This is a genomic window from uncultured Marinobacter sp. (assembly GCF_947488835.1).
Taxonomy (GTDB): Bacteria; Pseudomonadota; Gammaproteobacteria; order Pseudomonadales; family Oleiphilaceae; genus Marinobacter.
Genome location: NZ_CANLBK010000004.1, coordinates 341,398 through 366,170, shown reverse-complemented (window position 1 = coordinate 366,170; position 24,773 = coordinate 341,398). Strand labels below are relative to the sequence as shown.

The 24,773-nt window shown below is 54.7% G+C and carries 22 protein-coding genes; 8 read left to right on the top strand and 14 right to left on the bottom strand.

All coding sequences use genetic code 11. The features are described from left to right. Window positions 1-48 precede the first annotated feature (48 nt). Window positions 49-522: a DNA starvation/stationary phase protection protein gene (locus Q0824_RS15300; protein WP_298452584.1), complete on the bottom strand. Its 474-nt coding sequence runs from the start codon at window positions 520-522 to the stop codon at window positions 49-51. Between the two features lie 123 nt (window positions 523-645). Beyond that, window positions 646-2,088 carry a dihydrolipoyl dehydrogenase gene (locus Q0824_RS15295; RefSeq protein WP_298452582.1) on the bottom strand — a complete coding sequence of 481 codons (1,443 nt, stop codon included), beginning with the start codon at window positions 2,086-2,088 and terminating at the stop codon, window positions 646-648. 210 nt (window positions 2,089-2,298) lie between these two features. Here Q0824_RS15295 and Q0824_RS15290 point away from each other — a divergent pair, with 210 nt between their 5' ends. After that, complete coding sequence (locus tag Q0824_RS15290) at window positions 2,299-2,970, top strand: LysE family transporter (protein WP_298452579.1); 672 nt, start codon at window positions 2,299-2,301, stop codon at window positions 2,968-2,970. Here the strand turns inward: Q0824_RS15290 and Q0824_RS15285 are convergent. After that, on the bottom strand, window positions 2,915-3,976 hold the full coding sequence (locus Q0824_RS15285) for a 3-deoxy-7-phosphoheptulonate synthase (protein ID WP_298452576.1): 1,062 nt from the start codon (window positions 3,974-3,976) through the stop codon (window positions 2,915-2,917). The genes Q0824_RS15290 and Q0824_RS15285 overlap by 56 nt on opposite strands. A gap of 361 nt (window positions 3,977-4,337) precedes the next feature. On the opposite strand from Q0824_RS15285, the gene Q0824_RS15280 reads away from it, so the two are divergent. After that, a complete protein-coding gene (locus Q0824_RS15280) occupies window positions 4,338-5,126 on the top strand; it encodes a secretin N-terminal domain-containing protein (protein WP_298452573.1) in 789 nt (262 codons plus the stop codon). Between the two features lie 3 nt (window positions 5,127-5,129). Here the strand turns inward: Q0824_RS15280 and Q0824_RS15275 are convergent, their stop codons facing one another. After that, window positions 5,130-5,633 carry a molecular chaperone DnaJ gene (locus Q0824_RS15275; RefSeq protein ID WP_298452570.1) on the bottom strand — a complete coding sequence of 168 codons (504 nt, stop codon included), beginning with the start codon at window positions 5,631-5,633 and terminating at the stop codon, window positions 5,130-5,132. A 172-nt stretch (window positions 5,634-5,805) separates the two neighbouring features. Between Q0824_RS15275 and Q0824_RS15270 the strand changes: the two genes are divergently transcribed. Further along, complete coding sequence (locus Q0824_RS15270; protein ID WP_298452567.1) at window positions 5,806-6,921, top strand: efflux RND transporter periplasmic adaptor subunit; 1,116 nt, start codon at window positions 5,806-5,808, stop codon at window positions 6,919-6,921. Continuing rightward, window positions 6,921-9,998, top strand: a complete 3,078-nt coding sequence (locus tag Q0824_RS15265; RefSeq protein WP_298452564.1) for an efflux RND transporter permease subunit — start codon at window positions 6,921-6,923, stop codon at window positions 9,996-9,998. Before Q0824_RS15270 ends, Q0824_RS15265 begins: the two co-directional genes overlap by 1 nt. A gap of 110 nt (window positions 9,999-10,108) precedes the next feature. On the opposite strand, the gene Q0824_RS15260 is transcribed toward Q0824_RS15265, so the two are convergent. Continuing rightward, window positions 10,109-11,797: a GGDEF domain-containing phosphodiesterase gene (locus tag Q0824_RS15260; protein ID WP_298452562.1), complete on the bottom strand. Its 1,689-nt coding sequence runs from the start codon at window positions 11,795-11,797 to the stop codon at window positions 10,109-10,111. Between the two features lie 191 nt (window positions 11,798-11,988). On the opposite strand from Q0824_RS15260, the gene Q0824_RS15255 reads away from it, so the two are divergent. The 4 genes from Q0824_RS15255 (at window position 11,989) to Q0824_RS15240 (ending at window position 16,037) form a co-directional block, all read left to right on the top strand. After that, window positions 11,989-12,303 (top strand): DUF3301 domain-containing protein, encoded by a 315-nt coding sequence (locus Q0824_RS15255; RefSeq protein ID WP_298452559.1) that lies wholly within the window; start codon window positions 11,989-11,991, stop codon window positions 12,301-12,303. A gap of 116 nt (window positions 12,304-12,419) precedes the next feature. Next, window positions 12,420-13,760 carry a substrate-binding domain-containing protein gene (locus Q0824_RS15250; protein ID WP_298452556.1) on the top strand — a complete coding sequence of 447 codons (1,341 nt, stop codon included), beginning with the start codon at window positions 12,420-12,422 and terminating at the stop codon, window positions 13,758-13,760. Window positions 13,761-13,860: 100 nt separating this feature from the next. Further along, window positions 13,861-15,156: an aminotransferase class I/II-fold pyridoxal phosphate-dependent enzyme gene (locus Q0824_RS15245; protein ID WP_298452553.1), complete on the top strand. Its 1,296-nt coding sequence runs from the start codon at window positions 13,861-13,863 to the stop codon at window positions 15,154-15,156. Between the two features lie 56 nt (window positions 15,157-15,212). After that, on the top strand, window positions 15,213-16,037 hold the full coding sequence (locus Q0824_RS15240) for an inositol monophosphatase family protein (RefSeq protein ID WP_298452550.1): 825 nt from the start codon (window positions 15,213-15,215) through the stop codon (window positions 16,035-16,037). Window positions 16,038-16,040: 3 nt separating this feature from the next. Here the strand turns inward: Q0824_RS15240 and slmA are convergent, their stop codons facing one another. The 9 genes from slmA to Q0824_RS15195 all read right to left on the bottom strand — a co-directional run bounded on the left by slmA (window position 16,041) and on the right by Q0824_RS15195 (window position 24,596). Next, entirely contained in the window at window positions 16,041-16,631 is a 591-nt protein-coding gene (slmA, locus tag Q0824_RS15235) for a nucleoid occlusion factor SlmA (RefSeq protein WP_366521679.1), read from the bottom strand. Window positions 16,632-16,665: 34 nt separating this feature from the next. After that, a complete protein-coding gene (locus Q0824_RS15230; RefSeq protein ID WP_298452545.1) occupies window positions 16,666-17,475 on the bottom strand; it encodes a thiazole synthase in 810 nt (269 codons plus the stop codon). Between the two features lie 84 nt (window positions 17,476-17,559). After that, on the bottom strand, window positions 17,560-17,760 hold the full coding sequence (thiS, locus tag Q0824_RS15225; protein ID WP_298452542.1) for a sulfur carrier protein ThiS: 201 nt from the start codon (window positions 17,758-17,760) through the stop codon (window positions 17,560-17,562). 7 nt (window positions 17,761-17,767) lie between these two features. Continuing rightward, a complete protein-coding gene (locus tag Q0824_RS15220) occupies window positions 17,768-18,142 on the bottom strand; it encodes a DUF423 domain-containing protein (protein WP_366521678.1) in 375 nt (124 codons plus the stop codon). Between the two features lie 43 nt (window positions 18,143-18,185). After that, window positions 18,186-18,986, bottom strand: coding sequence for a symmetrical bis(5'-nucleosyl)-tetraphosphatase (locus Q0824_RS15215; RefSeq protein ID WP_298452539.1), 801 nt, complete (start codon window positions 18,984-18,986; stop codon window positions 18,186-18,188). Further along, on the bottom strand, window positions 18,979-19,842 hold the full coding sequence (rsmA, locus tag Q0824_RS15210) for a 16S rRNA (adenine(1518)-N(6)/adenine(1519)-N(6))-dimethyltransferase RsmA (RefSeq protein WP_298452537.1): 864 nt from the start codon (window positions 19,840-19,842) through the stop codon (window positions 18,979-18,981). The genes Q0824_RS15215 and rsmA overlap by 8 nt, the downstream gene beginning before the upstream one ends. Further along, window positions 19,843-20,865 carry a 4-hydroxythreonine-4-phosphate dehydrogenase PdxA gene (gene pdxA, locus Q0824_RS15205; RefSeq protein WP_298452534.1) on the bottom strand — a complete coding sequence of 341 codons (1,023 nt, stop codon included), beginning with the start codon at window positions 20,863-20,865 and terminating at the stop codon, window positions 19,843-19,845. Further along, window positions 20,865-22,220 carry a peptidylprolyl isomerase gene (locus tag Q0824_RS15200; protein WP_298452531.1) on the bottom strand — a complete coding sequence of 452 codons (1,356 nt, stop codon included), beginning with the start codon at window positions 22,218-22,220 and terminating at the stop codon, window positions 20,865-20,867. Before Q0824_RS15200 ends, pdxA begins: the two co-directional genes overlap by 1 nt. A 75-nt stretch (window positions 22,221-22,295) precedes the next feature. After that, complete coding sequence (locus Q0824_RS15195; RefSeq protein WP_298452661.1) at window positions 22,296-24,596, bottom strand: LPS-assembly protein LptD; 2,301 nt, start codon at window positions 24,594-24,596, stop codon at window positions 22,296-22,298. Between the last annotated feature and the right edge of the window lie 177 nt (window positions 24,597-24,773).

Sequence of the window (24,773 nt, the reverse complement as noted above, 5' to 3'; positions counted from 1 at the left end):
GACATAAAAAAGGCGGCCGATTGGCCGCCTCGTAAATGCTTCCTGAGCTTAGTGCCCCAGGTAACTGCGATACATCCAGACCGTTTTTTCCTGCTGGGATATGTAATCGCTCATCAGTGCCACTGTGCCTTCATCTTGAGCATCGCCCGCAAGATTCAGCAAATCCCGCTGCTTGCCAATCAACTTGGCAAAGCTGTCGACGATGTTATTCATCGCAGTTTTGCCATCGGCAACGTCTTTCTGCTCCGGGATTTCGGACCGCTCAATATAGGTGCTATAAGCGTGGGAAGGACGGTGCCCCAGCGTAAGAACACGCTCTGCAATCTCATCAATCTTAAGCAACAGATCGTCGTACAACTCCTCAAACTTCACGTGCAACTCGAAGAAGTTCTCGCCTTTGATGTTCCAGTGATAACCGCGCACGTTCATGTAAAAAATCTGGTAGTTGGACAGCAGATCATTCAGAGAGTCGGACAGTTTTACGGTTTTCTCTTTATCCAGACCAATAAAGTTCTTAGTCATCGTACATCTCCTTCGTAGCTGTTAATTCGAACCTGAAACCAATATAACCAAGGCTCCCGGTGCCCGTGAAGTTAAGTTATCGTATACCGGCCATAGCGGGAATTAATCTTAGAAAGCAACAACCTAAACGCCAGGGCCGCAATCGGTGCAGTCGCCCTCTGGAGCCGGGCCAATATTGAGATTTCGGTTGAGGTCTCTCAATGCAGTCCTCACACCCTCTTCAATCACCGGGTGGTAAAACGGCATTTCCAGCATTTCACTCACCGTCAACCGCCGTTGTGCCGACCAGGCCAAAAGGTGCGCTATGTGCTCGGCCGCCGGGCCAAACATCTCGGCTCCCATAAACAGCCCGCTGCCATGCTCTGCATACACTCGAAGCAGGCCACTGTTTTTACCAATCACTCGGCTTCGGCCCTGGTTTTCAAAAGACACTTCACCTACGGCGAAGCAGCCACCGCACTGTTTATCCACCTCATCGATCGTCAAACCCACACTCGCTATCTGAGGGTCAGTAAACACAACTGCAAGGGGTGTGCTTCGCTTACCGGCCCTTACCTCCGGATAAGACGCTGCGTTGTTGCCGGCAATACGCCCTTCGTCGGCGGCTTCGTGCAGCAGTGGCAGATTGTTATTGGCATCGCCGGCAATAAAGATGTGACTCTGGCCACAGCGCAGCGTGTGCGCGTCGAACAAAGGCATACCTTTATCATCCAGTTCTATATCTGCATTTTGTATGTCGAGGCTATCGACGTTAGGTCTACGGCCCGTGGCTGCAAGCAGATACTCAAAGGTTTCGGTTTTTTCGCCGGCATCACCATCAACAAATGTGACAGCCACTCCACCGTCCACACGCTCGACCCGCTTAACGTCTCCATTCGGGTCCAGTGGAAACTCTTCATTGAAGCGTTTGAGTGCATACTCTCGAATACTGTCGTCCTGGATCGGGCCTACTGCACCGCCTACTCCGAACATGCGTACCCGAACCCTCAGGCGACTGAGTGCCTGACCCAGCTCCAGCCCGATCACCCCCGGGCCAAACACCACCACCGACTCTGGCAAGTCCTGCCAATCAAAAATATCATCGTTAACCACCAGGCGATCTTTCGCTTCCTTCAGAAAACCGGGGATATTCGGGCGGGAACCGGTCGCGATGATAATGCGCTGTGCGCTAATTTCTATTTTGTTATCGACGATGAGACGGTTGGGCCCAGCGAAGCGTGCATGACCCTTAATCTTATGTCCCTCAGGAAACCCCTCCACTGTGCGGATAACCGAAGCAACAAAACGGTCGCGCTCTGAACGCACCCGCTCCATGACCTGTTTACCATCCACCGAAATTTTGCCTGCCGACACTCCGAACTGACCTGCCTGCGCCATTTGATACGCGCTGTCTGCAGCGGCAAGGAGGAGCTTGCTTGGCATACAACCCACTCTCGCACAGGTAGTGCCGTATTGATCGCCTTCAATCAGCACTACGCTATCAGTGACCTTTCGAACACGACTGTAGGCAACCATTCCCGCCGTACCTGCACCGATAATGGCAACGTCAACTTCTCGCTTTTCCATAAAGCAGTCTCCAGATCTTAATTCCCGAAAGCCGGGAACCGGGTGAATTTCTCAATGGTCACTACAGCAGTATAGAAGCCGGGGTTATTTTATTCGGTACGTGAAAAAACCGACGACTGGATTTATGCTGACAGGCCGGTAACGGTTCTGACAAACTCAGATACCTAATACAGCCTAGCCCAGATACCCAACCCAGAGAGAAATTTCCGTATGAACAGTTACTGGCCAGAATTCCTTACTGTGGCGCTCGTCCACCTGCTCGCTGTGGCGAGCCCAGGGCCAGATTTTGCTGTGATGCTCCGGCAGGCATTGTGCCAAAGCCGCAAAAACGCTCTGCTTTCCGCAACCGGTATCGGGGCCGGCATTCTGGTGCACGTAAGCTATTCACTGTTGGGTATTGGCTTGATCATCCAACAGTCGATATTGCTGTTTACCGTTCTCAAAATTGCGGGCGCACTTTACCTCACCTGGATCGCCGTACAGTGCCTGAGAGCCAAGGCAGGCGGAATCTACGTGGACACCAAAAGCAGCTCCCAACAGACAGGGTTTGCTGCCCTCCGGTTGGGCTTTCTGACCAATGCCCTGAATCCGAAGGCAACGCTCTTTTTCGTTTCGTTGTTCTCGGTTGTCATCAGCCCTGGCACGCCGGTGGCCATCCAGGCCGGCTATGGCGCATACATGGCACTGGCAACAGGACTTTGGTTCACCCTGGTTGCGGTGTTTTTTACGCTGCCTGCCGTACGCAAAAACTTTAACCGCTTCGGCCATTGGCTCGACCGGCTCATGGGCGGTGTTCTGTTGCTACTGGCGGGGCAGCTCTTGCTGTCTACAGTGAGCGGAGCAGAGCCTCCGTCTGATCCCAGCTCAGGCATGGGTCAGTAATAGAACAGCCGTAACGCAGGTCGTCGCCATCGTTTTGCCGGCCTGCTTCCAGAAAGCTTTCCAGCATCAGCCCACGAATTCCGGTATTGCCAGCATGCTTCTGTCGCATCACTTCACGGGCTACGTCGATCTGTCGCTCTGACTGTTTGCAGGCATTATCATGGCTGCAGTCCACCATGATTGCGGCACACACACCCGCATCAGCCAGGCTTTGCGTGGCATGCTGAACGCTCACTTCGTCGAAGTTGGTGATGCCCCGACCACCACGCAGCACTAGGTGTGTGTCTGGATTACCCCGGGTGCTGACCATTACTGGTGCGCCATGGCTGGACACTCCCAGATGATGGTGTGGGTGTGCCCCAGACTGCATGGCATTAATCGCAACATTGATTCCGCCGTCGGTCCCGTTTTTGAACCCGGCAGGCATGGGCAAACCACTAACCATCTCGCGGTGAATCTGGGATTCGGTGGTACGGGCTCCGATAGCAGTCCAGCTCACCAGATCACCCAGGTAATCCATGGCGAAAGGGCTCAGAGCCTCAGTGGCAAGCGGCAATCCCATTTCCGCCAGATTCAGAAGCAGACGGCGCGAGCGCAGCAAGCCTTCGTTAAGGTCGCCGGCTCCAGTGCGCTCCGGATCGTACAGCAACCCCTTCCAGCCCACTGTGGTTCTTGGTTTTTCCAGGTAGGCCCGCATAACAATCAAAAACCGATCGCTGACGGCGTCGGCGAGAACTTTAAGCTTTTCGCCATACTCCAGCGCAGCCACTTCGTCGTGAACCGAGCAAGGCCCCACCACAATCAACGTACGATCATCTACGCCGTGCAGAATGTCCCGGACAGCTTGGCGGTGCCTGTCCACCTGCCGGGCAAGTCGCTCATCCACAGGTAAGCGCTGGCGCAGCTCAGCCGGCGTTGGCAATGCAGTTTCCTGCCGGTGGGTTGCGGCGGCACTCTGCGTCTGGCGCATCTGGCGTTCCCCGGCAGCGTTTAAAGGCATGTTCATGTCTGTGTTCCCGTTTCCTTGCTTCAGAATCAAAAAAGCCCCGGCTGGGCTACAGTCGGGGCTTTCTGATTCCGACGGCAGCCTGGTTTTTCGCCGGGCTGCCATCCTCGTTGTTCGTTTGGTGAAGATGTTATGGGCGGCCCTGGCTCTGGCTAAAATAGCCATAACCAAACCACCAAAAAAACACAGCAGCGACTGCCGCCAACGGTTTTTGGCCGAAAGCTTGCAGAACATTCAATTGACAGATCGCTTGTGTCGTCTTCATGCTTATCAATATATACCCCGGGTTTTCAACTTGGCAACCCGTAAACCGGATTATTTAACAAACAAACCGGATTTATCAGAAAGATGGGAACCAACTATGACACTGAATTTGCGGAATCTCAGCGTGCTGTTCCTCTTTGTATCTGCGCTGGCACTTCTTTCGGGCGCAGGCTCGGCACTCGCTGAATCCCGGGCGTATCAGCTCAACAACCGGCCCGCAGCAGATGTTGCCCACCAGATCAGAGAGCTTTATCAGGGCGAACCTGTGTCCATTACCGCCCAAGGGCAAAAAATGGTCGTTCGCGGAGACCAACAGCTGCTGGATGAAATAGCTACCCTGGTGAACACACTCGACGTGGCCCCGGCGCAACTCCGGATCACAGTGCGGTCTACAGAAGATATTGGCGGCAAGCGCTCCGGTGCCGGCGTTACCTCAACACGCAACGAAATTGGCGTAACCGCAGAGCACAGGGTTACCACCACCGGCGGCTCCCGGGAACGAAGCCTTGTGGTTATGGACGGTCAATCTGCTCATATCAGCTCGGGCCAGGTACGCACTCTGCCCTTTGCAGTTCGCGGTGGCCGAAACCCCGCCGCTATCTTGACCCAAGTCGAAACGCACAGCGGATTTGTGGTTAGCCCACAGGTGATTTCAGATCGTTCGGTGGAACTGAACATCGTGTCTTTCGAGGCCGATCCTGCGGAACTGAAGGGTTATGATACCCAAGCGGTCGTCACCATTCGCAGAGTAGAACCTGGCCAGTGGATTTCCCTCGGCAGCACGTCAACGGAATCTACCAGCAAGCAGTCAGGCATTGCCTACAGCGTAAATAGCAGCCGGTCGGATAACCGAAGTTTTGAGGTCAAGGTCGACGTCATCCACTAACATTTACTCCCTGGTGCGCAGCAATACACTTTTGGCTTCGTTAATTTTTGCGGCCAGATAATCACTCCCGCCACGATCCGGGTGCAGCTTCTGTATCAGGCGGCGGTGCGCCAACACAACGTCTGCTTTCGAACACGCTGCTGTAACGCCGAGGATTTCGCAGGCCTCTCGCTCTGTCATTCCATTAAAGGGTGCTTGCCCAGCTCCGGAGTGCCCTTCATTTGATCCAGCATCGCCAGTATTATCTTTTCCGGTAAACAGCCGATTCAGCGCCGGAAAGAAACGAACGAGCTCGGGCAACTTCCGCAACAGCGGGATTAACGCTGCAATGGCGGCAGTCAGCACGTGCACTCGGCCGGTTAAAACCATTACCAGCAGAAGCACACCGCCAACAATAAGTACGAGCTTCCAGGTTGCAGCTTTCTTCTTTTCCGCCGACAATCTGCCCCACTGTTTCAGAATTACAAAGACGGCCGCCGCCAGCGCAATTCCCAGTATCCAATGCATGAATGATCCCTTACTGCTGAAAGAACGTAGTTCTGGCACCTAGTGTAACGACAATGTTCGCCAAAAGTACCTACAAACCGGTGACAACAGCACCCTGAATTTTGTAGCATGCTATGTTTTGTCGCGAATCAATCCTTCCCGCATCCAAACAGAGATTTCCAGGACCAGACTTATGCGCACTGCTTCCCGCTTCCTGATTGCAATTATTTTCCTCGGTGTGGTGCTTGGTGGCATCTTCGGCTACAAGTTTTATCAATTTGGCCAAATGGGTGAAATGCTCTCCCAGCCTCAACCACCCGCGGAGATATCCGCTACCAAGGCTCGCACTGAGCAATGGACACCCTCTATCAAGGCTGTAGGCAGCATCAAGGCTGTTAACGGCATCGAAGTGGCAAACGAGGTGCCCGGCGTCATCGAGAAAATTAATTTTGAGTCTGGCGACACTGTCAAGCAAGGCGATATTCTTATTCGCCTGAACGCCTCGATCATAGAAGCTTCCGTGCGCACCCGTCGAGCCGAAGCACAGTTGGCCGAGCAGGAATTCAAGCGTATTTCCGATCTGCTCCCAAAGCGCGCTGTTTCCCAGGCCCAGTATGACGAGTCCAAGGCAAACTTTGACGCAGCCCAAGCCCGCGTTAATGAAACGGAAGCACAGCTGAGCAAAAAGGTCATCCGCGCACCTTTCGACGGCACATTGGGTATTCGCATGGTAGACCAGGGCCAATACGTTCCCACTGGCACGCCCATCGTCGAAATCAACATGCTTGATCCGATCTACGTGGATTTCACGCTTTCTGAGAAGAACCTGCAAAGCGTTGCCCGGGGTTACGATGTTTCCGCTACGGTTGCCGCTGTGCCGCAACAGGAGTTCAAGGGCAAAGTCAGTGCCATCAACACGTCCGTTAACCCGGAAACACGCACTGTGCGCGTACGCGCCACTCTGAACAACCCACAAAAACTGTTGCGCCCGGGTATGTTCGCAACCATTCAAACCCTTCAGCCAGACGATAGAGACGTGGTTACCATACCGCTCACTGCGATCTCCTATAACACTTATGGCGACTTCGTATTTGTTATTGAAGAAAACGACGAAGGTGATTTGATCGTTAGCCGCCGTTCTGTCGAAACCGGCGAAACCAGAGATACGCAGGTCGCTATTACTTCCGGCCTTGAAGCCGGTGAGCAAGTGGTTTCCAAAGGATTGCTGAGACTCCGTGCCGGCCAGCGGGTCACCATTCAGGATGACGAAAATGGCGAACAGAAGCAGCCGCAGGAGGCATCTGAGTAATGCGATTCACTGACATTTTCGTCCATCGTCCCGTATTGGCGACGGTGGTTAGCCTTCTTATTCTACTGCTCGGCGTTCGGGCAGCCATGGAAATGGAAATCCGGCAGTACCCGGAGCTTGAGAGCACCACCGTTACGGTAACGACGGCCTATCCCGGTGCCAGCTCAGACCTGATCAAAGGCTTTATCACCACGCCTTTGCAGCAGGCTATTGCTGAAGCCAGTGGCATCGACTACCTGACATCTACCAGTTCTCAGGGCCTTTCCACCATTCAGGCCAAAATGAACCTGAACTACGACGCTAACGCCGCACTGGCAGAAATACAGGCAAAAGTGGCCAGTCAGCGTAACGTTCTACCTGCGGAAGCTCAGGATCCGGTTATCACCTCCACAACAGGTGACTCAACGGCACTGATGTACATCGCCTTCTACAGTGAGGAGCTCGATGTTCCTCAGATTACCGATTACCTGACACGGGTTGTTCAGCCCAGAATCCAGGCTTTGGCCGGCGTTGGTAAAGCAAACATACTGGGTAGCCCCTTTGCACTGCGGATCTGGCTTGATCCGGAGCGCCTGGCCGCCGTGGATATGACGCCTACGGAAGTCGTCGCAAAACTGCGGGCTAACAACTACCAGGCGGCCGTCGGTAATACCAAGGGCACCTATACCGAAATCAGTATGACCAGTGACACCGATGTGTCTGACCCGAACGAGTTCCGGAATCTGGTTGTTAAGGAAAAAAACGGCACCCAGATTCGCCTTCAGGATATTGCGCGGGTAGAGCTGGGCTCGCAAACCTACGACAAGCTGGCACTGTACAAAGGCAAGCAGGCCACGTTTGTAGCGGTTGATCTTGCACCCGGTGCAAACCCCCTGACGGTAGCCGGACTGGTTAAAGACGATCTGCCAGATATCGAAAGCCAGCTGCCTGCGGGTATGAATGTTCGGCTCGCATATGACGCGTCTGATTTTATTGAAGACTCTATCAACGAAGTTATTCGCACCCTGATTGAAGCCATGGGCATCGTACTCGTGGTCGTATTCTTGTGCCTGGGCTCCATTCGGGCATCCATTGTGCCCTCGGTCGCGGTACCACTATCGCTGATCGGTGGTGCGTTTATCATGTTGATGTTCGGGTTCTCGTTGAACCTGCTCACCTTGTTGTCCATGGTTCTCGCCATCGGTCTGGTGGTAGATGACGCCATTATCATGGTGGAAAACATACACAGGCACATTGCGGAAGGTGAATCACGATTAGACGCCGCGCTACACGGCGCACGGGAAATGGCTGTACCCATTATCGCCATGACCACCACGCTCGTTGCCGTATATGCGCCCATCGGTTTTATGGGAGGCCTTGTAGGCTCGCTGTTTACCGAGTTTGCGTTCACCTTGGCGGGCACAGTTGTGATTTCGGGCATCATCGCACTGACTCTCTCACCCATGCTGTCTGGCATGGTGCTGAAGCCCCACGGCAACCCCGGCAAGTTCGAAACTCTGGTTGAAAACACGTTCAACAGCATTTCCTCCGGCTACAAAGCCATTCTCGGCTCGTTGATGCAAACCAAGTCAGTGGTCGTGTTCTTTGCGCTGGTGGTGCTGGGCTCGATTTACTTCATGGTGATGATGAGCCAGAACGAGCTGGCCCCAACGGAAGATCAGGGCATTCTTTTCTATCAGGGCCTCGCCCCCCAAACAGCGACTATGAAGTATCTGACCGAGCACGGCAGCGAAGTGCAGAACCGCATTGCGACGGTGCCAGGCTATCAGGAAGACTTCATGATCATCGGCATCACTGCCCCCAACGCGGTGTTTGGCGGTTTCAAAATGGAGCCCTGGAGCAAGCGGGATATCTCCCAGTTTGAAGTACAGCCGCAATTGGACGCCGAACTGAAACATGTAACCGGTCTGCAGACTGCGGCATTCGCAATGCCTGCACTGCCTGGGTCAGGTGGTGGGTTGCCCTTCCAGTTTGTTGTCACTACCGGTAGTAGCTACGAGCAGCTCGACCAGGTGGCCGATGAGCTGCTAGGCAAGGCAATGGGCAGTGGTAACTTCATGTTCCTGAAAAAATCCATCAACTTTGATCGCCCGGTTACGCGCATCAAAGTGGATCGCGACCGGGTCGCCGACCTGGGGCTCTCTATGCAAGACGTAGGGCAGTCGCTTTCAAGCATGCTAGGCGGTGGCTATATCAACCGCTTCAGCATGGAAGGCCGGTCTTACCAGGTTATTCCTCAGGTGGATCAGGAGTTCCGGCTGGATGAGCAGGCACTCAATGATTACTACATCCGTTCAGGCAAGGGCGACCTTGTGCCGCTGGGCAGCGTTGTAAGCTTTGAACACAGTGTAGAGCCCTCAGACCGCACCCAGTTCAACCAGCAGAACTCCCTGACACTGGAAGGTGTTGTTATGCCGGGCGTTTCTGCGGGTGCAGCCATGGACTATATTGAAGCAACTGCGGATGAAGTATTCCCGCAAGGCTTCACCTACGACTACACTGGCCAAAGCCGACAGTTGGCAAATCAGGGGAGTGCGTTGATTGTAACCTTCTTCCTGTCGCTGCTGGTTATCTATCTGGTGCTTGCCGCGCAGTTCGAAAGCTGGAGAGATCCAATCATCATTCTGGTCTCTGTGCCTATGTCTGTGGCGGGCGCCATGGCGTTTATCGTCCTTGGTTACGCAACCATGAACATCTACACGCAGGTCGGCTTGATTACCTTGATCGGGGTGGTCTCGAAAAACGGCATACTGATTGTAGAGTTTGCTAACCTGTTGCAGAGAGACAAAGGCTTGAGCAAGGTAGAAGCTGTTATTGAGGCAGCCGCCATTCGCTTGCGGCCAATCATCATGACGTCATTGGCGTTGATCTTTGCCATGGTGCCATTGCTCATTGCAGCGGGTCCTGGCGCCGAGAGCCGGTTTGCTATTGGTCTGACGATCACCGCTGGCCTTGGTATAGGCACGCTGTTCACGATCTTCGTATTGCCAGCCTTCTACATTCTGCTGGCCCGTGATCACAATGAAGGGAAAGAAGAGCAGGACGTTAGCCCAAAGCCGTTACCCGCGAATCCGTAACGGGTAGCGGATAAGGTTGAAAAAACCGGCTCACTGAATGGTGAGCCGGTTTTTTTATGAGCACAATTTGATCACGAGGGAGCGGCAATGCCGACGGTGGCAGCTACAACTCAAGCCGTGCTATTACGATAGGGATCAGAAATCATGCCTTGTAGTTGCTGCCAGCGCTGGGGCCGAGCCATTAAAAAGCCCTGCCCGCGCTGACACCTCAACTCGCATAGCTCCTGATACTGTTCCTGAGTTTCGACGCCTTCTGCGACAACCTCAAGACCCAGGGCCTCGGCTATTCCGAGGATCGCCGTTACAATCTGCGAGCCACCACCTTGACCACCAAGACAGCTAATGAATTGGCGATCAATTTTCAGAACTTGCACTGGAAGGTTTTGCAGATAAGCCAGTGATGAGTAACCGGTTCCAAAATCATCAATCGCTATCCCCACGCCCTGCTCCTGAAACGCTCTCAGTATTTCCAGACTTTGATCAGAGAGGTTCATTACGTGGGTCTCTGTGATCTCTATTTCCGGGCGCCAACCGAGCTCACGAATACGATCAAACAATGGACCAATCGCTACACCCAGCCGCGCATCCGTGATCTGGCGGGCAGATATGTTGATTGCAAGGCCATACTGGCCCTGCAAGGGCGGGGGTGCCTCGCGCAAATCCGCCATAATCCCTCGCACCAACTGATAGGTGATCTCATGGATCTGGCCACGGCGTTCTGCCAGAGGAATAAAATCGCCAGGGGACACCGCTCCAAATTCAGGGTGTTGCCAGCGCAACAAAGCCTCAACGCCCACAATCTGACCTGAGCAGAGGTCGTACTGTGGCTGGTACACAACATGGAACTCATCCGATGCGGTTTTAAGAGAGACTGTCAGAGCTTCCGAGAGCTCATGCTCACGACGGCCCTTCTCATCGTCTGCCTCGCTGTATATGCGATAACAGGAACGCCCTGCCAGCTTGGCCATATGCATGGCACGATCTGCATTTTGCAGAAGTTCTGTACCAATTTCCCCGTGTACCGGATATACCGCGGCCCCTGCAGATGCTGAAATGAAGCATTCGCGGTCGCCAACAATCACAGGTGCACGGAATGCCTGGATCAAGCGCTCGCATAATTCATGCAACATGTCGTATTCCTGAAGCTCCACAATGACGGCGAATTCGTCACCTGAAAGCCGGGCCACTATGTCATCCTTGCCCACCACGCTCTGAATACAACTTGCCGCCTGCTTTAACACCCCATCGCCACGCTCATGTCCATGCAGGCTATTGACCGCTTTGAAAAAATCCAGGTTCACAAACAGAACGGCGAAGCAGGTATCACCACGCGAGCGCCGGCTGACGCGAGCGTTTAAAAACTCCTTGAATAACGAACGGTTGGGCAGTTCCGTAAGCGGATCATAATAAGCAAGTGACGCCAAGCGCTCATCTGCCCCGCCTCTCTCCCCCATATCCATAAACATTCCGACATAAACCTGCTGGCCTTTGTCTTCCATGGCGTAAATGCTGAGCCACTGCGGGTAGTCTTCACCGTTTTTCTTCCGGTTCCAGATCAAGCCTTCCCAGCGCTCACCATTGGCCAGAGACTGCCACATCTCACGGTAGAACTCAGGCGTATGGAGCCCCGAACTCAAAACAGAAGGAGTCTTCCCCACCACCTCGTCAGACTGATAGCCGGTGATAGTATGGAACATGTGGTTTACATAGGTAATTCTGGGCTCTTTAGTGGCAATCATGATTGCGCGTGGATACTGCGCCACCAAAGCCTCAAAATCGTGGGGTTGCTCAATCGGCATAAATCACATGCTCCTGGTACTTCTAGTCCACAATGGTCTCATCTGCGCACCAACCAGTACAGCGGGGCGCCGCCCGCTGCAGGCCCGTGTTCGATCAAAACCATAGTAATTCCCCATGCCGCCACAATTAAGATAGGCTAAACTCTAATCCGTTACACAATTCGGAAAGCTGTCACTATCGTGCTGTTATCATGACTCTAGGAACACTGTTCTGGCTTTTTACCGCTGGCTTTGCCATCTGGTACTGGTGGCGAGCCAAGGCCATTAAGGACTCGGTGCTCCAAGCCGCTCACCGCTACTGCAAAACCATGGACGTCATGCTGCTTGACGATGCTATCTATCTGCGCGGCATCTGGTTCAAACGGGATGACCAAGGCCAGCTCCGCGTTTGGCGGCGCTTTATGTTCGATTTCACATCCACGGGCGAAGAGCGCTATAGCGGACGGATTATCATGCTTGGCCCGCGCATATTGCAAATGGAACTGGACCCTCACCGCTTTTCCTGACGCTCCTGAATTGCCCCCCTATTATTACAACCACCCACTCCCACTGAAACATTCCTGTAATAGTTTTGTAGCATTCTTCATGCAACGCTAACTATCTGTTGCTATGAGGCTTTCCGATGATTCAAATCCGCCGACGCCATCTGCAGCGCACCCTTCTGGGAGTGCTCTACCTGCTTTCTATTGTCAATGCACCTGCCAGCCACGCCGAAGATATGGAGATTCATGGCTCCAATACCATTGGCGCAGAACTCGCCCCCATGCTTGTTGAAGGTTTCCTGAAAAGCCGTGGTCAAGGCCCTGTAGGCTCCTTTAGCAACGGGACGGATAACGAGAAACTTCTGATCGGAAATCAGGATGGCTCCGCACTTCGAATTCTGGTTGCCGCCCATGGCTCCAGTACGGGATTCAAAGCGCTGCAAACCCAAACTGCAGATGTGTGGGCCTCATCACGCCCTGTCAAACCAGCAGAAGTGCAGCAAATGGCGGGGCACGCTAACCTGAAGAGCATTGAAAGCGAACATGTGATTGCCATTGACGGCCTCGCGGTGCTGGTTCACCCGTCAAATCAGATTAACCAGCTGGATACCAACACTCTGGCCAAGGTATTTTCGGGTGAAATCAGCAACTGGTCTGAGGTCGGCGGCGCCGATCTGCCCATTACCCTGTACGCACGGGATGACCGCTCCGGAACCTGGGACACCTTCAAGAGCCTGGTTCTGGGCAAGCAATACCCGCTCCACGCATCGGCCAGACGCTACGAATCGAACGACCAGCTTTCTGACGATGTGAGTGTCGACCCGGGCGGCATTGGATTCTCCGGGCTGGCTTCGGTACGCAGCAGCAAGCTGCTGGCAATCGCAGATGGTGAGGCACCCGCATTGAAGCCTTCCAGGCTGACCGTAGCCAGCGAAGACTACCCACTGGCCAGACGCCTTTTCATGTACACATCTGGTGATAACACAGCCGCCATAGTGAAAGACTTCGTGGATTTCGCATTGAGTGCCGAAGGCCAGACTATCGTCTCCAGGTCGGGGTTTGTTTCCCAGAACCCACTCGCGATCAAACCCGATTTGGACGACAGCACCCCAGCCACCTTCAAGTTGCTGACACACAACTACAGCCGGCTGACCGTCAACTTCCGGTTCTCGGAGGGACGTACCAAACTGGACAATAAGGCGCAAAGAGATTTAAGGCGAGTGGCTGAATTCCTCAGCAGGGAAAACCGCAGCGCGGACGACCTGATGCTCATCGGCTTCGCCGACCAACAAACCAACGAGCTGAGAGCACAGATGATCTCGGAATTACGAGCCCTTTCAGTGCGCAAAGCCCTGCACAACCTAAACGTTCGTGATGTTAGCTACACCGGCTACGGGCACTACATGCCGGTGGGCACTTCTGGAGGTAAAAGCGGCCAACTGCGCAACGGGCGGGTAGAGGTATGGGTTCGCGACCGCTAAGCGACGTTATGCTTCGGCAATCACCTATCCTTATAGCACCCACAGATATGTTTGGGTTTCCTATACTGTCGGGGCCACTCCCAACCAACAGACTGAGACAATGGACATCCATAACGACCAGCGCTTTGCGATTAACCTGAACGTTCGAGGCATCCAGCCTTCCGCCACACTTCGGATCAACGAGCTGAGCAACCAGCTTAAATCCGAAGGCAAGGACATCATCAAGCTTGGGCTGGGGCAATCACCCTTCCCTGTTCCCCAGCGCGTGGTGGATGCTCTGAAAGAGCACGCCCACGAAAAGGACTACTTGCCGGTCAAGGGTTTGAAAAGCCTGCGTGAATCCATTGCCGGATATATCAACCGCAGTGAGCGTATGCGGTGTACCTGGGAAGACGTTTTGATCGGCCCAGGCTCCAAGGAGCTGTTGTTCATATTGCAACTGGCCTACTACGGCGACCTGCTCATCCCACGCCCGAGCTGGGTTTCCTACGCACCCCAGGCACGCATCATCGGCCGTTCAGTACACTGGCTACCGACCCATGCAGAAAACAACTGGCAGCTCACCGCTGAAGAGTTGGACATCATTTGCCGGGACGACGCTTCGCGCCCGCGTATTCTGATTCTCAACTACCCGTCCAACCCAACCGGGTGTACCTACACAGACGACCAGTTGCTGGCCATTGCCAATGTGGCCAGAAAATACCGGCTCATCCTGCTTTCGGACGAGATCTACGGCGAAGTACACTTCGAAGGAAAGCACAAATCCATCGCCCGCTACTACCCTGAAGGCACCATTATCAGCACTGGCCTGAGCAAGTGGGCAGGTGCTGGCGGCTGGAGACTGGGCACTTTTATTTTCCCGAAAGAACTGCGTGCTCTTCAGGACGCCATGGCGATCATCGCCAGTGAAACCTACACCTCCACTAGCGCGCCCACTCAATATGCGGCGATTGCCGCGTTTGAAGGAGGCGATGACATTGATGAATACCTCAAGCAGTCCCGTCGTGTGCTGAAAGTAGTGGGTGAGTATATGCACGCCCGCCTGAGCGCCATGGGCGCCGTTGTGCAAAAGCCCGAAGGTGCATTCTATGTGTTCCCGGATTTCTCCAACTTCCGGGACGAGCTTGCAAGAAAAGACATCAAAACCAGCCAGGCGTTTTGCCAGTCTCTGCTTGAGAGCACCGGTGTGGCCATTCTGCCAGCCAGCGACTTCGGGTTCGCGCCAGATCACTTAGGGGCGCGGTTGGCGTTCGTCGACTTTGAAGGTGCTGGAGCCCTGCGGTTGGCCGGTGAGGACCAGGCCGATCAAGAGTTGGGGGATGACTTCATCAATAAGGCCTGTCCACGCCTGGTGAAGGCTATGGACAAGATGGAAGCCTGGCTGAACAGCCTCTGATCAAGCCGTGGTAGACTGGCGCCCTCACTCTTCAGAGAAGTTTTAAAGGGGGCGCCATGTCTGATTCTGTTTCCCTGCGGGACATTACCGATTTCGCAGAAGATCTGGCTATTGAAGCCGGAGAGCTGATTCGTCGGGAGCGTGACAACAACACCCTCCGTACTGAATACAAATACCAGGCCGAGCTGGTGACCCACGCCGACATCATGGCCGATGAGTTCATCACCAGCGCCATTCAGAAACGCTTCCCGGATCATCGAATTCTGTCTGAGGAAAACACTCCGGACCTCAGCCAGGCCGAGAACCTCGAAACACCGCTTTGGATTGTTGACCCGATTGATGGCACCGTAAACTACGCCTATGGCCATCCGCAGGTTGCCGTGTCCATTGCCTACGCAGAAAACGGCCGTGTGCAAGCCGGCGTGGTACATGCACCCTTCCCCGGCGAAACCTTCCGCGCAACCCGCGGCGACGGCGCCACGCTCAACGGTAATCCTATTCACAATAGCGGTGCGACGGTTCCCAGAGACTCACTCTTTGCAACCGGATTCCCTTACACCAAAGACAACCTGGCCCCGCTGGTTAACCGCCTGAACGCAATGATCCATGAATGCCGCGACCTGCGCCGAATCGGTTCGGCTGCCCTGGATATCTGCTGGGTAGCTTGCGGTCGACTGGATATCTACTACGAAAACGTCAGCCCTTGGGATTTCGCTGCCGCCCGCCTGATTGCACTGGAAGCCGGCGCCACAGCTGGCCACTTCAGCGAAGTACCCGACGGTTACCCTGCCGACCTTTGGGGCCGCGATATTTTGATTTCGGCACCTGCAATTTGGGAGCCCATACGCCAGATTCTTCGTTCTGCTTCTGGATACGAATGAGGCTTACTTAGGCCAAACAGCCTCAGCAACCAACTCCCAGCTTTCGTCAAAATCAGCCGTGGGCAATCGGGAGAACGATGAGCGTACAAATCGCTGAATGCGGCCTTCCATGAACACCAGAACAAAATCCGCACCCCGAGTTGCACTGGTGCGTGGCCGCAAGCCCTGACGGATCTCGCCTTCTTTCAGGGTTTGCCGCACCTGGGTTTCCAGGCGTTCAAAAAACTGGGACGCACGCTTGCGCAATGCCTCGTTTTCGCCGACCAGCGCATCGCCAGTGAGAACACAACACAAACCCGGATTACGCTCGGCAAACACCAAAACCAGATGCGCCAACTGCTGCAATCGCACGCGCACATCGTCCTGCTCCTGCAGGATTACCTGACAGCGGGAAAACACCGCATCTTCCGCAAACTCCAGAAGCGCTTCAAACATCTTCCGCTTACTGGGAAAATGGCGGTACAACGCCGCCTCAGTGACACCAACGGATTTAGCGAGAACAGACGTGGTAATTCTGGCTCCGGGGTCCTTTTCCAGGAGCTCCAACAGGGCGTGGAGGATTGCCTCCCGGCGACTGGGCTTCTGATCGTTTATGGCCATACTGCAGCGCTCTTAATCAGAATCGAAATTAAAAGAAAGTGCCATCAAGGGGCGAGGATGCACTTGCGTAGAGCTTTTTGGGCATCCGGCCTGCCAGATAAGCTTCACGGCCAGCTTCAATCGCCAATCGCATGGCACTGGCCATTTTGATCGGGTTTCTGGCTTGAGCAATGGCAGTGTTCATCAGAACACCGTCACAACCCACCTCCATGGCAATAGTAGCGTCAGATGCTGTACCTACACCCGCATCTACTAACACCGGAACCTTGGCATTTTCGACAATCAACCGGATGTTGTAACGGTTCTGAATGCCCAACCCGGAGCCAATAGGTGCGCCCAGAGGCATGATGGCGATACAACCCATTTCCTCAAGAATCGTGGCCAGCAATGGGTCGTCGGAGCAGTAAACCATCACTTTGAAGCCGTCTTTAATCAGCTCTTCCGCGGCCGCGAGGGTTTCCGGCATGTTCGGGTACAGGGTTTTGTGCTCACCCAGCACTTCCAGTTTGACCAGATCGCGACCGTCGAGAAGTTCCCGTGCCAGTTTGCAAGTGCGCACTGCGTCTTTGGCGGTATAACAACCGGCCGTGTTGGGCAGGATGGTGTAGCGGTCCGGGGAAATCACATCCAGAAGATTGGGCTCATCCGGATTCTGGCCCAGGTTCGTACGGCGAACCGCCACGGTTACAATTTCAGCACCACTCGCTTCAATAGCACGGCCTGTTTCTGCCAGATCACGGTATTTCCCGGTGCCAACCAGCAATCGCGACTGGTAAATGCGACCAGCAATTTCAAGCGGTTTATCTTCGGGCAGCAGGATTTCTGGTGTGTTGGTCATAGTGTTTCCGGGTTGGTAAAACGTAAGGATGTAAGCTTTTGAAAATGCATATCACAGCCAGGCTCCAGCCCAGCCAGATGGGGATTAGCCGCCCCCGATGGCGTGTACCACCTCAACGCGATCTCCGTCGTTAAGGGTATACTCGACGTGCTGGCTGCGAGGCACTATGTCCTCATTTACTTCCACTGCCAGCCGTTTGCCTGTTAGTGCCATTTCTTCTAACAATGATGAAACGGTGGCACCTTTTGTGAGCACCTTGGCTTCGCCATTTACCTGAACCTGCATAACGCTCCTAACCTCTCTTTTGATTCGTTTGCTGGCCCACGCCAGCGGTCAGCAACAATATCCAGCCGATCATAAAACAGACACCGCCCATGGGCGTAACCGGGCCAACCCAGCGTAAATCGGTCAGCACCAGTGTATACAAGCTGCCACTGAACAACAGAATGCCCACCACAAAAAAGCCTGCGGCCAGTCCGAGCAACCGCCGTGAAAGCCCAAAGCCTGTCAGCAAAGCAACCAGCACCAACGCGATGGCGTGATACATCTGGTAGGTAACCGCCGTCTGGAAAACATCCAGGCTGCGCTCGCTCACCAGGTTACGCAGGCCATGCGCACCAAACGCCCCGGCCATCACAGCCGTGAGCGCAAAGAAGGCTCCGATCATAATAGGCAGACGCATAAGGCCAGAGGTATGTGACTTTGCCGATTCAGCAATCACAGTGGATTTTCTCTCCAGTATCCAGGTTCATCATGGTGAGCGCTCCGCCCCAAACGCAGCCAGTATCCAGGCCTATAAAGCGGTCTTTGCCTGTTTCACCTTCAATCGCAGCCCAGTGGCCGAAAATCACGCGCAAGTCATCCGTGCGGGGAAATTCAAACCAGGGGGCATAGCCCTCAGGCGCGCTGCCAACAGACTCTTTAGCGGTGAGCTCAAGCCTGCCATCCTGGGCAATAAAACGCATTCGGGTGAAATAATTGGTGATCACCCGCCAGCGATCCATGCCTGTGAGGTCTTCATTCCAGCCTTCCGGCTGGTTTCCGTACATCAGTGCAAAGTATTCCCCGGCCTGTTCCCCGCGAATCACGTCTTCCACTTCCCGGGCGCTGGCCAAGGCTTGCTGAACGCTCCAGATGTGGGGCACTCCCGCATGGGCCATAATGAGGTTACGTTCAGGGTCATGCACACACAGGTGCTGCTGTCGCAGCCAGCCCAAGAGCTTATCGCGATCGGGTGCCTTCAGTATTCCCTTGAGCGTATCCTTGCGCCTTGGCTCGTGACCGCCAAACGCTACTGCTAAAAGGTGCAGGTCGTGATTACCCAGAACCACCACTGCAGAATCGCCCAGACTCTCGATGTAACGCAGGGTTTTAAGGGAGGAAGGGCCACGATTAATCAGATCACCCGCCACCCAGAGGCGATCACGGGAAGGCGAAAAGTCCACCTTGGCCAGAACATCCTGGAAACGGTCATAACAGCCCTGAATATCGCCTATGGCGTAATCAGTCATGGCTATCTCCGCTTAAGTCTCCTGCATCATTTTCACCGGCCTGGACACCCGGTGGATCAATGCCTTTTTCAGTGACCAGTAAGTCCGCAATGCTCACATAATCCGCCAGGCTGAGATTTTCGGGCCTAAGGCCGTCATTGATCCCCAGAGCCTGCAACTGCTCTACCGTTACCATGCCAGCCAAGGCCTTACGCAAGGTTTTCCGGCGAGCATTAAATGCGGTTCGTACAACCGCCTGCAATGTGACGAGATCCTTGGCCGGATGCGGCAGCTCCTTATAGGGAACCAGCCGCACTATGGCAGAATCCACTTTCGGCGCAGGCCGGAAAGCTCCGGGGCCCACTTCAAACAGCGGCTGAACCCTGCAGAAATACTGGGTCATGATACCCAGCCGGCCATAGTTGTTATCCCCGGGTACAGCGCCCATCCGTTGTACCACTTCTTTCTGCAACATGAAGTGCATATCCTGCACCACGCCCGACTGGGCCAGCAGATGGAAAATCAGCGGTGTTGAGATGTTGTAGGGCAGATTGCCAATAATGCGCAGTGGCTTCTCATCTACAAGCTGGCTGAAATCAAACTTCAGAGCGTCCGCTTCGTGGATGCGAAACTCAGGGTAGTTGAAAAACTTGGTGCGCAGCACAGGGATCAGGTCGCGATCCAGTTCCACAACCTGGAGTTTGGGGTTAACCGCCAGAATCTCCTCGGTGATAGCACCAAGGCCGGGGCCTATTTCAACTATGGCATCGTCCGGCTTTGGGTGAATGGCGCGGACAATGCGTTCAATAACCCCCGGATCGTGAAGGAAGTTCTGGCCAAACCGTTTCCTGGCCTGATGGCCGGCTTTTTTACTCACTCAAATATCTCTTTGTTGAGGACTTTGCGATTTTGCAGACTTGAGAGAGCGAGCCATTTGCCCACCCACCCGGATAGCCGTGTACAGACTGCCGGAGTCTGCCTTGCCTGTACCGGCAAGATCCAGGGCCGTGCCGTGATCTACCGATGTGCGCACGATGGGCAAGCCCAGAGTAATGTTTACAGCGCGTCCAAAGCCCTGGAATTTGAGAACAGGCAATCCCTGATCGTGGTACATGGCCAGAGCTGCATCCGCATCGTCAAGCCAGTGGGGTGTAAATAGCGTATCCGCCGGTAATGGGCCAATCAGCTGCATGCCATCAGCGCGAAGCTTCTCAAGTGTTGGCTCAATAACGTCTATCTCTTCCCGGCCAAGATGGCCGCCCTCCCCTGCATGGGGATTCAAGCCACACACGAGAATTCTTGGCTTCTCGATGCCGAAAAACTTTTTCAGGTCGGCATTGAGAATGGTGGCGACTTGAGTAATCCGCTCTGGTGTAACGGCCGCAGATACGTCCTTCAGGGGTAAGTGAGTTGTTACCAACGCCACTCGCAGCTCTTCTGTGGCAAGCATCATAACCACTCGCTCGACGCCGCAAAGCTCCTGCAAGAATTCGGTATGGCCACTGAATGCAATTCCGGCTTCGTTGATGATGCCTTTGTGAACGGGCGCAGTAACCATGCCGTCAAAATCACCCGCCAAGCAACCTTTAGCAGCAACCTCGAGGGTTTCAAGTACATAGTGGCTGTTGGCAACATCCAGTTTGCCCGCCTGAAACGATGCACAGCCCTCAACATGCAACACAGATAGCTCACCCGCATCTTTTTTGGGTGCCATGCCGGGCTGCCAAGGATGCAGATTAACGTTGAGGCCCAAAAGCCGGGCCCGAGCCTCCAGCAGTGGCAGGCTGGCGACAACCACTACACCTGCGTCACACGGTGCTGCCGCCAGTTGCAAGCATAGCTCGGGGCCTATGCCGGCAGGCTCGCCCGCCGTAAGGGCCAGAACAACCTCATCGCTCATTATTCTGCAGCTTCCTGAGAATCACTGGCCTCGTCTTCCGCTGTGTCGGTTGCATACTCGCCTTTTAATTCAACAAAGGCTTCATCCCGGATTTCCCGGAGCCAGTTTTGCAGCTCAGAGTCGAATTTGCGGCGATAGATAGTCTGGCGCGCCTCCGCCTCTTTCACTTCAACACTGATGTCTTTCTGGCGACGCTCTTCAACCAAAAGGATGTGCCAACCAAACTGCGAGCGGAACGGCCCTTTGAACTCACCAACTTCGGCTTCCTGCATGGCTTGCTCAAACGCTGGCACCATTTGCCCGGGGCTTACCCAGTCAAGATTACCGCCGTCAGAACCGGACACGGGATCGTCTGAATACTGTTTTGCCAACGCGGCGAAATCAGCACCGTCCTGCAGCTGCTGAAAGAGATCCCGAATAGTGGCTTCCGCCTCCGCATCCGTTACCGCTCCAGAAGGCCGAATCAGGATATGGCGCACAAGGTTCTGCTGTATGACCTGTTTCTGGGCACCACCGCGCTTGTCCATCACCATAACCATGTGGAAGCCGCTGTTGTTCTCGAGAACCTCCGAGGGCACGCCTACTTCAAGCGCTGGCACAACCGGCGCAACCAGTGATGGTAACTGGCGCTCGGCACGCCAACCCATATCTCCGCCTTCGAGAGCGTTGGTGGCATCGGATTCCGCAACGGCCACTTCACGGAAGTCGCGACCGTTCAGTATGGCAGTGCGGAGTGCTTCGGCTTTCTCGCGGGTAGCATCTACCGCCGCATCATCAGCGGGGTTATCCAGTTCGATAAAAATATAGGCCAGTCGATATTCCGCGTCGTTCCCGCCGCCGGACTCCAGCGCCAGAAGATAGTTCTCAACCTCCCTGTCTGTTACACGAATACGGTTGCCAACCTGCCTCTGCTGAACGCGGCCTGAGAGCATTTCCTGACGAATCTGTTCCCGGGCCTGGCGGTAGCTTACGCCTTCCGCTGCCAGCTGGTCTTCAAACTCGGCCAGACTCATGCCGTTATTCTTGGCAATGTTGGCCAGGGTTTCGTTGAGCTCGTTATCACTGATGCGCATGCCCATTTTCTCTGCCATCTGCAACTGAACAGACTCGGTAATCAACTGCTCAAGAACCCGCTCCTCGAGAAGGCGACGTGGAGGTAAGCCAGTGCCTTGAGCCGACAGGCGGCCGGTAATGGTGCTGACTCGCGCTTCCAGCTCGGATTGGAGAATCACATCGTCATCCACGATGGCGACCACCTGGTCGAGCAGCTTGCGTTCAGCATGAACCGAAAAAGACAGCGCCACTGCCAACAGCATCAGCAGTGCCTGAAAACCTTGGCGAATCGTCGCCTTCATAATCACCTCATAATGAAGAAATAAGCCTGCGGATAAGGTACCGGAATGGCACAGTTGCCGTCAGGGCAAAACGAATCAGCGGGTTCCGAAACGGCGCTGCTCGCGCTCATCGAACCCATATATAGCTTCAGAGATCGACGAAGAGGACCCGCCACTGCCACCCAGGCCTTTTAGCTGAATCTGGAACAGTATACGGCTGTCCAGCTGCTGATCATCTGTCAGGTAGTTCTGGTGAACCACTTGAACACTCCAGCAGCAATTGTTGTACTCGATCCCGGCCAAAGAGCCGACGGTACGATCGAGATCCGAATCGTACACCCAGCGGCCGATCAGACTAACACGGTCTGTTGCCGGGAGAACCGCCGCAATATCAGACTGATCCAGCTCCCCTTTGCTGTAAGTATGGCCAACACTTGCCAGATACCGGTAGTCCTGCGAATGGAAGATCAGCTGGCTGCGACCCTCTTCCGTATCACCGGTTTCAGGATCCCAGAGCCCCGAAGACCGGATTTGTAAGTTCTGCAAGGGATTCAACACCACTTCTCCGGCAAGCGGCGAACGGCTGCGATCACTTCCGCCTTCACCAAACAACGTCACCTCTCGATCCTCGAAGTACTGAACCTGACCAATGCTGAAGCGAGCCCGTTCCGCGCCGGTAAGCAGATCGTTGAACCGGCTTGTCAACGCCACAGTGAGCTGGTTGGCTTCGCCTACCCGGTCGCCGCCCACAAAACGATCAGGCTGGAACAGTTGCTCAAAACGAAAGGTCTGCACTGCAGTATCAAACGACGGGATGTAGTTCTGATCTGCTTCTGCATCAGCCCAGGCGTAATACAACCGGGGCTCAAGGGTCTGGTTGTAGGGCACATCAAACAGATTAGTCTGGCGATCAAAATACAGGCCGTTGTCCCACTCCACCACAGGCACCGTACGGTCAAACCCTTCCGTTCCGGCGCTATAATCTTCCAGCTCGTAACGCGTGTAGTCCAGGCTCACTGATGGGCGACTGAAACCCCAGAGGGCGCGCATTGGCAATGCCAATTCTGGCCGTGCACGAAAGCGCTGACCATTCGCTTTGTCGAGCCCCGTCAGCGTATCGTTGTCGCGATAGAACCAGGTGTACTGGCTCTCCAGCCCGGCCTCAAACAAGCCGGCTTTGGCGGTTCCGGCATATACAACACCCGGCAGCTGAGCGTATGGCCTGTCTGCTTGGGCAATTCGGTCGCTGACGGTCTGATAGTCATTAAGGTACACATCAAAATACTGGTTTGGCCCCTGATAGCGCACGCCTCCTATACGCTGCAGGTGCGTGGCCTGATTTATTGCCAGACTGCGGTTCAGGTCGCTCAGATAGTCTTCATCACTGACCACAGAAAAATCGCCATAGCCGTTCCAGCCACTCCCAAACTCTGCCCGGGTGGAGGCATCCAACGCCCAGCGCTGGCCGGATTCGCCAGGGTTGTCATCTGCATAGGCCGAATCATTATCTATATATCCCACCTGCAAGGTAGTCTCGCCAAGCCCACTGAGATATCGGCCTTCCACCTCATTGAACAACCCGCGGCCATGGATGTACTGCGGCGTGAACGTAGCATCGTAATGGGGTGCCAGATTCAGGTAATAAGGCGTAGCAATGTACGCACCACTACCCGCGCTGGAGGAACCAAATTGCGGGTACAAAAAGCCGGTCTTGCGCCGGTCATCAATGGGGAAGCTGGCGTAGGGCCAATAAAACACCGGAACGTCCAGGACCTCGAGGCGAACGTGCTTGGCGGTTCCAAAACCTTCGGTCTGATCCAGCTCGATTTCGGAGGCCACAATCGCCCAGTCGTTTTGCTGTGGGCCGCAGGTGGTGAGCATGCCGTCGTGAATTTCTACTCGGGAATCATCCACCCGGGAAAGACTTCCGGCACTGCCTCGCATTTCCGGGCCGTGCAGCAGAAAGGTCGCCGTATTGATGTCGAAACGCCCTGAGTCCACGCTGTACTCAGCGCGCTCCCCGGTCAACAAAAACCCGTCACCACGGCTCACCAAGGGGCCTTGAATCGTTAGCCGGCCCGCACTCTGTCTGTACCGGGCCTCAGAACCAGTGACATAAAAACCACCCTGGCGCACCTGGACATCGCCCTGCAGATAGAGCTCATTGTCTATTTCATAACGGGCGTTCAAGCCGCTGGCTTGCAGGGGTGATGCTTCATCAGAGCTTTCACCAAAAACAGCGGAGCCGATTTCGCCGCCACCCGATGGCAGATAACCGCCTGAGCAAAAGGCAGGCAATGAATTCCTGACCGCATCAGGGAGCTGGCTTTTTGGGCGCCAATCCAGCTCTGCCGCAGACGGAGCGAGTTCCTCAGCAGACACTCCGGTTGCTGTCATCAGGGCAAGCCCGGCAAACAGGCTCGCAAACCGGCGTTGCAATGTGCCTTTCTGCGGCTGCAGATAGTTGTCGGACATTGGCACGGTAGCAAGGTTCCTGTTTCAGGTGCGTGAAGGAGTATGGATAGCGCAACTGGGCGCCTATACACAAACAACAGCGGCCTAGTTTACACGTGC